Raw genomic sequence first — 13,388 nt, 5'->3', positions numbered from 1 at the left:
GTCTGGCCCCGTTCGGGGGCCCGGACAGGGCCAGACGCCCGCTCACAGCTCCGGGGAGGTGGTCAGCCGTTGACCTTGGCGTACGCCGCCGAGTACTCCTCGATGATCTGGTCGAGCCCCTGGCTGCGGAGGCCCTCGATCACGGCGTCGTAGTCGGACATCTCGATCTGCCCGGTGATGTACTGGTTGTACGCGTCGTTGACCTGCTGCTCGATCGTCGACCACTGCCGGTCGAACGTGTCCGAGGACAGCGACTGCGCCGGGTTGATGACCACGTGGTCCTCGTTCTCGGCCATCAGCTCGTTCGCCTCGTCGACGTACGGCGAGGTGCTCTTGTACGTCACGACCTTCTCCGACGGGCGCGACGACGAGAACGGCTGCACCTCCTGCTCCCAGGCGGTCTCGTCCGTGATCGTGACGACGCCGTCGCCGTCGCCGTCGATCTTGTAGTGCGTGCCCTCGACGCCGTTGGTCATGAGGGCGAACGCGTCCTCGTCCATGAGCTTGTCGACGAAGGTGAGGACCTTCTTCAGCTCGGCCTCGGACTTCACCTCGGTCTTCGGGAAGGCGAGCCACCCGCCCATGCCGCCGCCGGTGTCGGTGAGGATCCGGTGCTCGACGTCGGCCGTGCGCATGTCGTTGATGAGGGCCCACTTCATGGGCGTCTTCGGGTCGGCGCTCTCGGCGAGGGCCTGGTAGTTCTTCGCCTCGAACAGGCCGGTGACGACGATGCCGCCCTTGCCCTGCGCGATCGCGTCCTGCTGGTTCGTCTTCTGCACGGTGACGAACTCCTGGTTGACGGCGCCTTCCTCGTACACGCCGCGGTACCACTCCATCGCCTGCTTGAAGGCTTCGGTCGTGAACGCGGGCACGACCTGGCCGTCGTCGGTGACCTCGAACTTGTCGCCGGCGCCGAAGTATCCGGTCAGCGACCGGAACCCGACGAGGAAGCTCTCCTCGCGGTCGATGAAGCCGGTGGTGTCCTTCTTGCCGTCGCCGTCCGGGTCGTCGTTGGTGAACGCCTCGGCGACCTTGGTGAGGTCCTCGATGGTGTGGGGCACCTCGAGGCCCAGGTTGTCCAGCCAGTCCTGGCGGACGAGGACGCCGTAGCGTGCCTTGATCTTCTGGAACGGCACGCCGTAGAGCTTGCCGTCGAGCTTCGCCGCCTCGAGCGTCTCGGGGTCGATCTTCGACAGGTTCGGGTAGTCGGCGAGGTACTTGTCGACGTCCCAGAACTGGCCGGAGGCGAGCGCCTGGCGCACCTGCGTGCTGTCCGTGACCGTGAGGGACACGATGTCGGCGAGCTTGCCGGAGGCGAGCGCCGAGTTGATCTTCTCCTCCTTGGAGGCGTCCGGCACCCACTGCATGTCGAACTTCTGGCCGGTGTACTCCTCCAGCGCCGACTCGATGACGCCGTCCTTCTCCGGCGTGGTCGGCGTGTGGAGCATCGCCATCCAGCTGATGGGTCCGTCGTCAGCCTCGGCCTCCTGGCCGGAACCGCCGTTGCCGCAGGCGGCGAGGGCGAGCGCGGCCACTGCCGCCGTCGCCGCGCCCCGCACGAGCATGCCTCTCCTCATGGTGTGACTCCTTCGTCTCATGCCACCTGCTCCGTCGCAGGTGCGTGGATGGAACTGCGGTCGGACGCGGCGGTACCCGGCTGGTCCGGGCCCTGCGTCAGGGGAAGGAAGACGATGCGGGTGACGACGCCGACGGCGCAGGCCGGGATCCCCACCCCGAACAGGACGAGCAGCGGCGACGCGAACTGCCACAGCAGCCATCCGGTCAGCCCGACGGCGGTGGTGCCGAGGATCGTCCAGTGCAGCGACCCGAAGCCGATCAGCAGGGCGCTGGCGAGCTGGCGTCCCACGGACGCGGCGTCGGTCGCGACCATCACCGGGTAGACGTAGGCGGCCGCGACGGCGAGCACCACGAGGGCGACGACGTTCAGCGCCTGCACGGTCCAGCTGGGGGCGCGGAACACGTTGGTGACGATGACCGCGCCGGCGCCCATCAGGACCCAGCTGACGATCATGGCGCGCCACGGCTGCTCCCGGACGCCGTCGACGAACGTGCGCGTGACGGGCGGGGTCCTGCCGTGCCGGAACCAGCCGTCGACGTACCGTGCGAGCGCGTAGGAGGCGGGGCCGGCGCCGAACAGCCCGAGCCCGAGGACGGTCGTCGCGACCCAGAGCAGGTTGAGGTAGGCGAACCGGTAGGCGCCGGTCAGGAACGTGTTGATCCGGACGAAGCCCTCGAAGGAGAACATCAGTAGACGCCTTCTTCGCCGAACCGCTTCGCGAGCCGGTTCGCCATGACCACGAGGATCAGGCCGACGAGACCCTTGAACAGCCCGACGGCGGCCGCGTAGCTGAGCTGACCGTTCTCGATGCCCGTGGTGTACACGTAGGTGTCGAAGATCTCGCCGACCGAGCGGTTCAGGGAGTTCATCACCAGGAACATGTGCTCGAAGCCGAGCTCCAGGAAGTCGCCGATGGCGAGGATGAACATCACGATGATCGTCGGGCGGATCGCCGGGAGCGTGATGTGCCAGGTCTGGCGCATCCGGCCTGCACCGTCCAGCTCGGCGGCCTCGTAGAGCTGCGTGTCGACCGCCGTCATCGCCGCCAGGTAGACGATCGTTCCCCAGCCGGCGCCCTTCCAGATCTCCTGCCCGACGTACAGCGGCCGCAGCCAGTCCGGGTCGGTGAGGAACGGGACCGGCTGGCCGCCCCACTCGACGATGAGGTTGTTCACCGCCCCGCCGTCCGTGGAGAGCAGCACGTAGAAGATCGACGCGACGATCACCCACGACATGAAGTGCGGCAGGTAGATGACCGTCTGGACGCTGCGCTGGAAGACCTTGGTGCGCACCTCGTTGAGCAGCAGCGCCAGGATGATCGGCACCGGGAACGAGAACACCAGGAGCAGGAGCGAGATCACCACGGTGTTGCGCAGCAGCACCAGGAACGTGTCCTCGGTGAAGAAGCGCACGAAGTGCTCGAACCCCACCCACGGGCTGCCGCCGATCCCGAGGAACGGCATGTAGTCCTGGAAGGCGATGACGAGCCCGCCCATGGGCGCGTACTTGAACACCAGGAAGTACAGGATCCCGGGCACGGCCATGAGGTAGAGGGCCTTGTGCTTCCACAGCGCCGACGCCCGCTTGCGGCGCGGGCCCGACGGCGCGGAGGCGCGCACCGGCGCCGGATCCGGCGTCGCCGTCTTCGCGGCGGTGACGGCGCTCATCGCGCCGTCCGCCCGTCGTTCGTCACAACCACCATCGGCGTGCCCTTCTGCTCATCGTCGAGCTGGTCGCGTTCCGTGGTGGAACGCGCCGGTAACCGGTTTCTCGGACGGTACCGGACGGGTACGGGGATCGGCAAGCGCCTTCCAACGATTGGCGACGAGATCGTGATCGACCGGCCTCCAGCAGCGCACCTGCGCGCCGCTCGGAGGCCCTCCCGCGAGGTAGCACGAGACCCCGCGAGGTAGCAGCAGGCCCCGCGAGGTAGCACCACACACCGCGAGGTAGCACGGGGCCCCGCGAGGTAGCACGAGACCCCGCGAGGTAGCACCGGGCCCCGCGAGGTAGCACCAGGCCCCGCGAGGTAGCACCAGGCCTCGCGAGGTAGCACCACCCACCGCGAGATAGTCCGACGGCGAGGCCACGCGGGCCGAGCAGCAACTACCTCAGCGCGACCCGAACTACATCAGCGCGACCCCAACTACCTCGGCGCGACCCGAACTACATCAGCGCGATCCGAACTACCTCGCGGGGGTTGGTGCTACCTCGGTGGGGTGGGCACTACCTCGCGGTGCGGGTGCGGGCGTAGGTGCGGACGCGGTGGCGCAGGGTGCCCGGGCCGGACGACGTCGCCCAGGTGCCGTCGGCGACGAGGGTCCAGGTGGCGTCGACGACGGGCGCGAAGGCGTCGCCCTCGACACCGAGGTCGACCTCGGTGACGACGAGCCGGTCGGCGACCGGCAGCGTGGCGGCGTAGATCTCGCCCCCGCCCATCACCCAGACCTCGTCCCCGCCGGGAGCGGCGGCCGCGAGCGCCAGTGCGGCGTCGATCGTGGGCGCGGCCAGGGCGCCGTCGTCCGACCAGCCGTGCTGCCGCGTCACGACGACGTTGGTGCGGCCGGGCAGCGGGCGGCGCGGCAGCGACTCCCAGGTGCGGCGGCCCATGACCACGGGGTGCCCTGCGGTGGTCGCCTTGAAGTGCGCGAAGTCCTCGGGCACGCGCCACGGGATGTCACCGGAGGCGCCGATGACGGGCCGGCCTGCGCTGTCGCGCGCCTGGGCCCAGATCAGTCCGATCACGACGGCGTCAAACGGCGACCGGGGCCTTGATGCCCGGGTGGTGCTGGTAGTCGTGCACCTCGATGTCCTCGAACGTGTAGTCGAGGATCGAGTCGCGCGGCGCGAGGCTCAGCGTGGGGTAGGGGTACGGGTCGCGGGCGAGCTGGGTGCGCACCTGCTCGGTGTGGTTGTCGTAGACGTGGCAGTCGCCGCCCGTCCAGACGAACTCGCCCACCTCGAGCCCGGTCTGCGCGGCGACCATGTGCGTCAGCAGCGCGTACGACGCGATGTTGAACGGCACCCCGAGGAACAGGTCCGCGGAGCGCTGGTAGAGCTGGCAGCTCAGCTTCCCGTCGGCCACGTAGAACTGGAACAGCAGGTGGCAGGGCGGCAGCGCCATGTCGGCGAGCTCGGCCACGTTCCACGCGCTGACGATGAGGCGGCGCGAGTCCGGGTTGACCTTGATCTGGTCGATGACGCCCGCGATCTGGTCCACGTGCTGCCCGTCCGGGGTCGGCCACGAGCGCCACTGCACGCCGTACACCGGGCCCAGCTCGCCCTCGGGCGACGCCCACTCGTCCCAGATCGTCACGCCGTGCTCCTGCAGCCAGCGCACGTTGGAGTCGCCGCGCAGGAACCACAGCAGCTCGTACGCCACGGACTTCAGGTGCACGCGCTTGGTGGTGATCAGCGGGAAGCCCTGCTGCAGGTCGTACCGCAGCTGCCGGCCGAACACGCTGCGCGTGCCCGTCCCGGTCCGGTCCTCCTTGTGCGTGCCGTGCTCCAGCACGTCGCGCAGGAGGTCCTCGTACGGGGTGGGGATCGCGGCCATGCGGAAACCCTACGACCCCGGAGCGGTCCGGCCCGTTCAGCGCGGCAGTTCCGGGTCAGGTCGGCAGTTCGAACTGCCGACGTGGTACCGAACTGCCGCGCGGACGTCGGGCGTCTCCGACGTCACACCTCACCGGTGTCACGTCCCGCCCCGCTGCGCGGTCGAGGTGGTGAGAGCGCCCGACGGGCGCAGCACAGGAGGCAGTGATGCGACGCATCGTGATCGTCGGTGGCGGCTATGCAGGTTTCACGGCGGCCCGGGAGCTGGAGAAGGGGCTGCGACGCGAGCTGCGCCGCGGCGACGTCGGGCTGACGCTGGTCGACCCGCGCCCGTACATGACGTACCAGCCCTTCCTGCCGGAGGTGGTGGCCGGCTCGGTCGAGGCCCGGCACGCGGCGGTGGCCCACCGCAGCCACCTGCGCCGCACGCGGCTCGTCGACGGGTCGGTAGCGCGGATCGACCACGCGGCCCACGAGGTCCTCGTGCGCCCGGCCACGGGCGACCCGTACCGCCTCCCCTACGACACGGTCGTGGTGACGGCAGGCGCCGTGACCCGGGTGTTCCCCGTGCCCGGCGTGGCCGAGCACGCCATCGGGATGAAGCACGTCGAGGAGGCCGTCGCGGTCCGTGACCGGCTGCTCACGTCGTTCGACCGGGCGGCGAGCCTGCCCCGGGGCCCGGAGCGTGCCCGGCTCCTCACCGTGACGTTCGTCGGCGGCGGGTTCTCGGGGGTCGAGGCGTTCGCCGAGCTGCTGTCGCTGGCGCACGACCTGCTCCCCCGCTACCCGGAGCTCGACGCCATGGAGCTCCGCTTCCATCTCGTGGAGCGCAGCGGGCGGATCCTGCCGGAGGTGACCGAGCGCCCGGGCCGGTGGGTCGTGGAGCAGCTCGAGCGGCGGGGCGCCCACGTGCACCTCGGTACCGCGCTGGAGTCGACGACGGGCGGCATCGTCACCCTCTCGTCGGGCGAGTCGTTCGCCTCCGGCCTGCTGGTGTGGACGGCGGGCAACGCCGCGAACCCCGTGGTCGCGACTCACACCGACCTCGCCGTCGACGCCCGCGGGTACGTCGTCGTGCGGCCGGACCTGCGGGTCGGCACGGACGTCGCGCCCGTGCCGGACGCCTGGGCCGCGGGCGACGGCGCGGCGGTGCCGGACCTCGCGGTGCCGCGCCCGGGGGCGCTCGCCGTCCCGAACGCGCAGCACGCGGTGCGGCAGGGGCGGCGCCTGGCGCGCAACCTCGTCGCGTCGCTCCGCGGTCGGCCCACCCGGCCCTACGTGCACGGCAGCCTGGGCGTGATCGCGACGCTCGGCCTGGGTGCGGGGATCTTCCAGTACCGCCGGGTCGTGGTGCGCGGCCGCCTCGCCTGGCTGATGCACCGGGGGTACCACGTGCTCGCCATCCCCACCTGGGAGCGCAAGGTCCGGGTCCTCGCGGTCTGGCTCACCGCCGGCTTGTTCGGCCGCGACGTCGTCTCGCTCTCGGCGGTGCAGACACCGCGCGCAGCGTTCACCGCCGCGACCACCCCGCGCGACGACGTGCGCCTCCCCGTCGCCTGACCGGACGCCGCCGCGGGCTAGCCCGCGGCGGCGTAGTGCGTCAGCTTGTCCGGGTTGACCTGCACGTACACGTGCTCGACCCGGCCCCCGACGACGTCGAGCGCCACGAGCGCGAACGGCGCGCCGTCCCGGTCGACGACGATCGCGGGCAGGCCGTTGGCCTCGACGGCGCGCACCTGCCCGGCATTCCAGTACTTGCGCCACACGTTGTCGAAGAAGAGGGACACGCGCTCGAGCCCGACGAGCTCGACCCGCGCGGCGTGCACCCGGCCCCCGCCGTCGGGGCGGGCGACGACGTCGTCCGCGAGGTAGCGCTCGAACCGAGCGAGGTCGCCCTCGTGCGCGGCGGCGACGAACTCGTCGAGCAGGCGACGGTGCTCGCCAGGGTCCACGGGCACGGCCTCACGCGTGCCGAGCCGCTCGCGGGCCCGGCGGGCGAGCTGGCGGGCGTTCGCCTCGGAGAGGTCGAGGATCTCGGCCACCCGGCGGTGGGGGTACCCGAACGCCTCCCGCAGGACGTAGACGGCGCGTTCGAGCGGCGTGAGGCGTTCCATGAGGAGCAGCGTGGCCAGCTCGAGCGCCTCGGCGCGCTCGGCACCCAGCGCCGGGTCGTCGGAGGTGTCGACGGGCTCGGGCAGCCACGGCCCGACGTACGTCTCGCGCCGCGCGCGGGCCGACGTCGCCGCGTTGACCGCCAGCCGGGTCGTGACCGTGGTGAGGAACGCTGCCGGGTTGCGCACCGCGTCACGGTCGGTGCCCTGCCAGCGGACCCACGACTCCTGCACCACGTCCTCGGCCTCCGCCACGCTGCCGAGCATGCGGTAGGCGATGCCGAACAGCTGCGGGCGGACGGCGAGGAACGCGTCGAGCGCCCCGGCCCCCTCGGTCTCGTCGAGGGTGCCGGGGCGCTCGGGCGCGGTGGGGCGCGACGTCATGCGGTCACGCTACGCCCGGCCCGACCCGCGCGGGAGGGGTGCGGCACCGGTCATGCGGCCGGTCGGGCCGCGGCGAAGTCCGCCCAGGTCACGGCCCCGATCCGGGCCTCGCCCTGCGGCACGATCGAGTCCTCCACGAGCACCGCGCCGAAGTACGGCGCGGCCGGGTCGGCCACCACCTCGCGGTCGTCGCCGCCGGCGGCCAGCACCCCGCGGATGAACTCGTCGAAGCGCACCCGCTGCGGCCCGGCGACGTCGACCGTGCCACCGCCCGGCTCCGCCGCGGCCGCCTCGGCGACGAACCGTGCCACGTCCGCCGAGGCGACGGGCTGGAACGCCACCGGCGGGAGGCGCACGGCCCCGTCGACCGTCGCGCCGTCCGCGATGCGCGGCCCGAACTCGAAGAACTGCGTGGCCCGCACGACCGACCACGGGACGCCGCCGCCGTGCACCAGCTCCTCCTGCGCCACCTTGGCGCGCAGGTAGCCCGAGGCCGGGTTCCGGTCGGCGCCGACGATCGACAGCACCACGTGGTGCCGCACGCCGGCCCTGCGCTCGGCGTCGAGCAGCGTGCGCGTCGACGTCGTGAAGAAGCGCAGCACGTCCTCGTCGGCGAACGACGGCGAGTTCGACACGTCCACGACGACGTCCGCGCCGGCGAGCGCCGCGTCGACGCCCTTGCCGGTCACGGTGTCGACGCCGGTGCTCGGCGCGGCCGCGACGGCCTCGTGCCCCGCCCCGGTGAGGTGTGCGATGACCTGCTTCCCGATGAGACCTGTCCCACCGACGACCACGATCCTCATGCGTCTGTCCTCTCTGCGGTGCGCGGCCCGGTGGCCGCCCGACACCCTCTCGACCGGGCGCGCGGGCGGTCCGTGACACCGGCGGCGCCGACGTGACCCAGATCACGTCGCGCCGGCCTCCTGGAATCGGCGGGCACCTGCGCACGTTCTCCTCGCGACACCCGGACGTGCATCGACCTGCAGTGGGAGGATCGCCTCATGACGGACCAGAGCACCACGCCCGACATCGCCGCCGACGACGCGGCCCCCGTGACCCCGTCGCCCACCGACCCGCTGTGGGTGGAGCGCACCGGCACCCGGACGTACCGCGGCTTCTCGGCCCGGGGTGCGACGGTCGAGGTCGGACCGGTCGAGGCGGGCGCCGTGTTCACGCCCGGCGAGCTCCTGAAGATCGCCCTCGCGGCGTGCGCGGGCATGAGCAGCGACACGAAGTTCGCCCGCGTGCTCGGCGACGCGTACGAGGCCGTGATCCGCGTCGAGGACGCCAAGGACATGGCGGAGGACCGCTACCCGGTGCTGACGGAGCGCTTCGAGATCGACCTCTCGGGGCTCGACGAGGCCGCGCGGAACAAGACGCTGCTGCTGGCGCAGCGCTCGATCGACCGCGCCTGCACCGTGGGCCGCACCCTCAAGGCGGGCGCCCTGGTGCCCCCGGCCGTCTTCGAGCCGCCGGCGGACCACGCGGCGGAAGCGGCATCATGACCGGCACGGGCGGGGGCGTCGTCCCGCACGAGGAGCGCGGGGGCGACGTCGTCGAGCCCGGCGACGAGGCGTCGCGCCGCGAGGAGTGGGCCCAGTACCGGTCGACGCCGGTGCTCGACGCCCTCCTCGACAAGGCGGTGACCATCCCGTCCGCGGCGATCCACAAGCACGTCGACCGGCTGCGCGCGCGCAACCCGGAGGCGGACCCGGCCGGGATCGTGCGCATCCTGGAGAAGGAGTACCTCACCCTCCTGGCCACCGCGGGCGGCGCGGTCGGCGCGGCGGCGGCCGCCCCGACCGTGGGCACGGCCGCGGCGACGGCCCTCACCACGGGCGACGTCGCCACCTTCTTCGCGTCCTCCGCGGCGTTCGCGCTGGCCGTGGCCGACGTGCACGGCATCGAGATCGACGATGTGCCCCGCCGCCGCGCCCTCCTCCTGGCCACCGTGCTCGGCGACCGGGGCGCGCGCGACGTCGAGCGCGCGATCGGCGGCTCGACCGTCGCGTGGGGCAAGGTGCTGCTCACGTCCATGCCGCAGACGACGATCAAGCGGGTCAACCGCACCCTCGCCCGCCAGTTCCTCAGGCGGCAGGTGGCCAAGCAGGGTTCGCTCGCGCTCGGCCGGCTGCTGCCGTTCGGCGTCGGGGTCGTCGTGGGCGTCGCAGGTGGCCGCGCGCTCGGGCACGGCGTGGTCGGGCAGTCACGGCGCGCGTTCGGTCCTCCGCCCGACCACTTCCCGCGTGTCGTGGAGGCGGCGCTCCCGCCCGGGGCCGAGGTCCCCGGGCTGCGCGCGATCGAGGGGTCCGGCCGCCGCACGTCGCCGAGCCGGTGGCTGCCGCACCGGCGACGCAAGGACGACGCCTCGTGACTGGCCGGGTCCACCGCGTCGAGGTGGCGCGCGTCGTGCCAGTCGAGGCGTCGGTCGCCTACGCCTGGGTGGCCGACCTGCGCACGCACCCCCGCTGGATCGTCGCCACGCGGCTCGACGGCCCCGCCGGAGCCGGCCCGGAGATCGGCGACCGGTACACGATGGCCAGCGGTCCCGGCGTGCGCCGCGACCCGGGCTCCGGCCTCGGCCGCCTGGTCGTCCTGGACCGCATGATCGTGGAGCAGCTCGACCGTCCGTCGACGTCCGCGGCGCGCGTGGGCCGCACGCGGATGCGCAAGCTCGGCCCGGTCCTGCTCGGCACCGCCGGGTTCGACGTCGTGCCGATGGACGAGCAGCGGTGCCGCGTCGTGTGGTGGGAGGAGGCGTACCTCGCCGGCCCCCTCCCCCGCGCGGTCATCGACCCGCTGGTCGGCCTGGCCCTGCGCGGCTTCATGCAGCTCTCGCTGGCTCGGCTCGGCCGGGTCCTCGGGCGCACGCCGGGCCGGGGCGACTGACCCCGCCCCGCCCGGCCTGACCCCGACCGACCCGGCCTGACCCGGACGGGACCGGACTGGCCTGTGGAACGCCCTGCCGCCCGCCCGCGGTCGGCCGGTACAGTCCGTGGGGTGAGCACCGAGCCGTCCTCCGCGCCGTCGTCCACCACCTCGCCCACCCCGGCCCCTGCGCACGCACACGGGCGGACCAGCGAGCTGACCGCCAGGCTCGACGACCTGCGTCGTGCGTACGCGGACCTGCAGGCGCGCGGCCTGAAGCTCGACCTCACGCGCGGCAAGCCGTCGGCCGAGCAGCTCGACCTCGCCGAACCGCTGCTGGACCTGCCCGGCGCAGGGCACCACACGGCCGAGGGCGGCGCGGACACCCGCAACTACGGCGGGCTCGCCGGCCTCCCCGAGCTGCGCCGCATCTTCGCCGAGCTGCTCGGCGTGCCGACGGACCAGCTCCTCGCCCAGGGGAACGCGTCGCTCACCCTGATGTACGACACCGTGGTGCAGGCCCTGCTGTTCGGCGTGCCCGGGTCGGAGCGACCGTGGTCGCGCGAGGAGCAGATCACCTTCGTGTGCCCGGTGCCGGGCTACGACCGGCACTTCGCGATCTGCGAGGAGCTGGGGATCCGCATGGTCACCGTGCCCATGACCCCCGACGGGCCGGACGCCGAGGCGGTGGCGGCCCTGGTCGCCGACGACCCCACCGTCAAGGGCCTGTGGGCGGTGCCGACCTATGCGAACCCGGACGGCTCCGTCGTCTCCGAGGCGGTCGCCCGGCGCCTGGTGTCGATGCCGACCGCGGCGCCCGACTTCCGCATCTTCTGGGACAACGCGTACGCCGTCCACCACCTCACGGAGCACGAGGCGAAGTCGGCGAACGCGATCGACCTCGCCGCCGAGGCCGGCAACCCGGACCGCGTCCTCATGTACGCGTCGACGTCGAAGATCACCTTCGCCGGCTCCGGGGTCGCGTTCTTCGCGTCCTCGCCCGCCAACGTCGCGTGGTTCACCCGGCACCTCGGCATCCGCTCCATCGGCCCCGACAAGGTCAACCACCTGCGGCACGCGATGTTCTTCGGCGACGCCGAGGGCGTGCGGGCCCACATGCGCAAGCACCGCGAGATCCTCGCGCCGAAGTTCCGTGCCGTCGTCGACATCCTCGACGAGCGCCTGGGCGACTCGGGCGTCGCGACCTGGACGCGGCCCGACGGCGGGTACTTCGTGTCGGTCGACGTCGTCCCGGGCACCGCGTCGCGCGTCGTGCAGCTCGCGAAGGAGGCGGGCATCGCCCTGACCCCCGCAGGCGCCACGTTCCCGTACGGCCGCGACCCGCAGGACCGGAACATCCGGCTCGCGCCGTCGATGCCGCCGCTGGACGAGGTGCGCGTCGCGATGGACGGCGTGGCGACCTGCGTGCTGCTCGCTGCCGCGGAGGCCGCTGCAGCCGCCTGACATGTGTGGCGAGCGCCACCACGGGGGCGGGGCTCACAGGATCTTCGCGGTTCCTCACGGACGGGGTCACGACGAGCCGCTGCGACGTGCACACGCCCGGCCTAGGCTGCTGGGGACGCCCGCGGCAGACGCCGGAGCCCGCGGCGCGCGGCCCTGGAGCCGGCGGGTGCGGCGGGTGTCGACCGACGCCCCCGACCCTGGACCCGACACTTCGTGACCTCCTCCCCCCGCACCCCCGCCCCGAGCGCTCCTGCCGACGAGCCGCGCGCCGAGGCGCCCAAGGCCCGGCTGTCGCTCACGCAGGTCGCGGCGAGCGCGCTGGCCGCGGTGAGCGCCACGGTCCTCATGTCGTTCTTCGGCGTCGCCGGGACGATCATCGGCGCCGGCCTCGCGAGCGTCGTCACCGTCATCGGCAACTTCCTCTACACGCGGTCGATCGAGAAGACGCACGAGCAGCTCAAGCCCGTCGTCACGCAGCTCGCGTCCAAGTCCCGGCGGACCACCGAGACCGCGCACGGCACCGTCGTGACCGTGGCAGACACCGCCGTCGCGACGTCGGGCGACACGGCGGCGACCGCGGCGCTGTCCGTGGGCCCTCCCGGCGACACCGACGACGACCCGTTCGACGACGCCGTCCCGGGCGAGGACTCCCCGGGCGACGGGGCTGCCGACGCACCGGACGACGCACCGGACGACGAGGAGCCGCGCAACGCGTGGCTGCGCTTCGTCGAGAAGCACGGCACCAAGAAGGTGCTCGCGGTCTCCGCGGCGGCGCTGTTCGTCGTCGTCATGGGCGTGGTGCTGGTGATCGAGCTCGCGATCGGCAAGCCGCTGTCCGACGCGGTCCGTGGCCAGGAGGGCTCGGGCACGAGCATCAGCCGCACCACCACCGACTCCGGGGGCTCTACCCCCGAGCCGACGCCGAGCAGCCCCGCCGAGGACCCGGCGAACGTGCCCGACGACGACCAGGGCACCGGCGGCTCGACGACGGGCACGACCGACGAGCCCACCACCGACGGCTCCACGGACGCGCCGACCGACGAGCCCTCGACCAACCCCAGCGACGGCACCGACTCCGGCACCGACCCCACGACGGGCGGCGGCACCGACGACGGGACCGACACCGGCACGGACGGCACGGACGGGGGCACGGACTCCGGCGGGTCGACCGGCGGCGGCACCACCGGCGGCGGGAGCGACACCGGGGACGGGACCGACACCGGCAGCGGAGCGGACACGGGCACCGGCTCGGGCACGTCCGACGCCGAACCCGGCACCGGCACGGGCACCGGCTCGTCGTCGGGCGGCACGTCGTCGGGCGGCTCCGCCCAGGACGGCGCGAGCACCCCGACCCCGACGCCGGCCTCCTGACCCGCCCGCCGCCGACAGCCGAACAGGCGGTTGTGCACGCTCTGACGCGTCAGAGC

The 13,388-nt window shown here is 72.9% G+C and carries 13 protein-coding genes; 6 read left to right on the top strand and 7 right to left on the bottom strand.

What is annotated here, in order from left to right; all coding sequences use genetic code 11:
* Positions 1-62 precede the first annotated feature (62 nt).
* The 5 genes from ACFT55_RS13875 to ACFT55_RS13855 all read right to left on the bottom strand — a co-directional run bounded on the left by ACFT55_RS13875 (position 63) and on the right by ACFT55_RS13855 (position 5,135).
* Positions 63-1,577: an extracellular solute-binding protein gene (locus ACFT55_RS13875; RefSeq protein WP_380244421.1), complete on the bottom strand. Its 1,515-nt coding sequence runs from the start codon at positions 1,575-1,577 to the stop codon at positions 63-65.
* A gap of 17 nt (positions 1,578-1,594) precedes the next feature.
* Positions 1,595-2,266: a YesL family protein gene (locus tag ACFT55_RS13870; RefSeq protein ID WP_380244420.1), complete on the bottom strand. Its 672-nt coding sequence runs from the start codon at positions 2,264-2,266 to the stop codon at positions 1,595-1,597.
* Positions 2,266-3,246, bottom strand: coding sequence for an ABC transporter permease (locus ACFT55_RS13865; protein ID WP_380244419.1), 981 nt, complete (start codon positions 3,244-3,246; stop codon positions 2,266-2,268). Before ACFT55_RS13865 ends, ACFT55_RS13870 begins: the two co-directional genes overlap by 1 nt.
* Positions 3,247-3,805: 559 nt before the next feature.
* Entirely contained in the window at positions 3,806-4,324 is a 519-nt protein-coding gene (locus tag ACFT55_RS13860; RefSeq protein WP_380244418.1) for a dihydrofolate reductase, read from the bottom strand.
* Between the two features lie 7 nt (positions 4,325-4,331).
* Positions 4,332-5,135 (bottom strand): thymidylate synthase, encoded by an 804-nt coding sequence (locus ACFT55_RS13855; protein ID WP_380244417.1) that lies wholly within the window; start codon positions 5,133-5,135, stop codon positions 4,332-4,334.
* Positions 5,136-5,341: 206 nt separating this feature from the next.
* Here ACFT55_RS13855 and ACFT55_RS13850 point away from each other — a divergent pair, with 206 nt between their 5' ends.
* Positions 5,342-6,694 (top strand): NAD(P)/FAD-dependent oxidoreductase, encoded by a 1,353-nt coding sequence (locus tag ACFT55_RS13850; RefSeq protein WP_380244416.1) that lies wholly within the window; start codon positions 5,342-5,344, stop codon positions 6,692-6,694.
* 17 nt (positions 6,695-6,711) lie between these two features.
* Here the strand turns inward: ACFT55_RS13850 and ACFT55_RS13845 are convergent, their stop codons facing one another.
* Entirely contained in the window at positions 6,712-7,629 is a 918-nt protein-coding gene (locus ACFT55_RS13845; RefSeq protein WP_380244415.1) for an RNA polymerase sigma-70 factor, read from the bottom strand.
* Between the two features lie 50 nt (positions 7,630-7,679).
* Positions 7,680-8,432, bottom strand: coding sequence for an SDR family oxidoreductase (locus ACFT55_RS13840; protein ID WP_380244414.1), 753 nt, complete (start codon positions 8,430-8,432; stop codon positions 7,680-7,682).
* A 198-nt stretch (positions 8,433-8,630) separates the two neighbouring features.
* Between ACFT55_RS13840 and ACFT55_RS13835 the strand changes: the two genes are divergently transcribed.
* The 5 genes from ACFT55_RS13835 to ACFT55_RS13815 all read left to right on the top strand — a co-directional run bounded on the left by ACFT55_RS13835 (position 8,631) and on the right by ACFT55_RS13815 (position 13,332).
* Positions 8,631-9,134: an OsmC family protein gene (locus tag ACFT55_RS13835; RefSeq protein ID WP_380244413.1), complete on the top strand. Its 504-nt coding sequence runs from the start codon at positions 8,631-8,633 to the stop codon at positions 9,132-9,134.
* Positions 9,131-10,003 (top strand): hypothetical protein, encoded by an 873-nt coding sequence (locus ACFT55_RS13830; protein WP_380244412.1) that lies wholly within the window; start codon positions 9,131-9,133, stop codon positions 10,001-10,003. The genes ACFT55_RS13835 and ACFT55_RS13830 overlap by 4 nt, the downstream gene beginning before the upstream one ends.
* Complete coding sequence (locus ACFT55_RS13825) at positions 10,000-10,518, top strand: SRPBCC family protein (RefSeq protein WP_380244411.1); 519 nt, start codon at positions 10,000-10,002, stop codon at positions 10,516-10,518. The genes ACFT55_RS13830 and ACFT55_RS13825 overlap by 4 nt, the downstream gene beginning before the upstream one ends.
* A 111-nt stretch (positions 10,519-10,629) precedes the next feature.
* Positions 10,630-11,961, top strand: a complete 1,332-nt coding sequence (locus ACFT55_RS13820) for an aminotransferase (RefSeq protein WP_380244410.1) — start codon at positions 10,630-10,632, stop codon at positions 11,959-11,961.
* A gap of 213 nt (positions 11,962-12,174) precedes the next feature.
* Positions 12,175-13,332, top strand: coding sequence for a hypothetical protein (locus ACFT55_RS13815; protein WP_380244409.1), 1,158 nt, complete (start codon positions 12,175-12,177; stop codon positions 13,330-13,332).
* Positions 13,333-13,388 lie beyond the last annotated feature (56 nt).

The sequence above is a fragment of the Isoptericola sp. NPDC057191 genome (genome assembly GCF_042670225.1).
GTDB lineage: Bacteria > Actinomycetota > Actinomycetes > Actinomycetales > Cellulomonadaceae > Isoptericola.
This window is presented reverse-complemented; position numbering and strand designations above follow the sequence as displayed.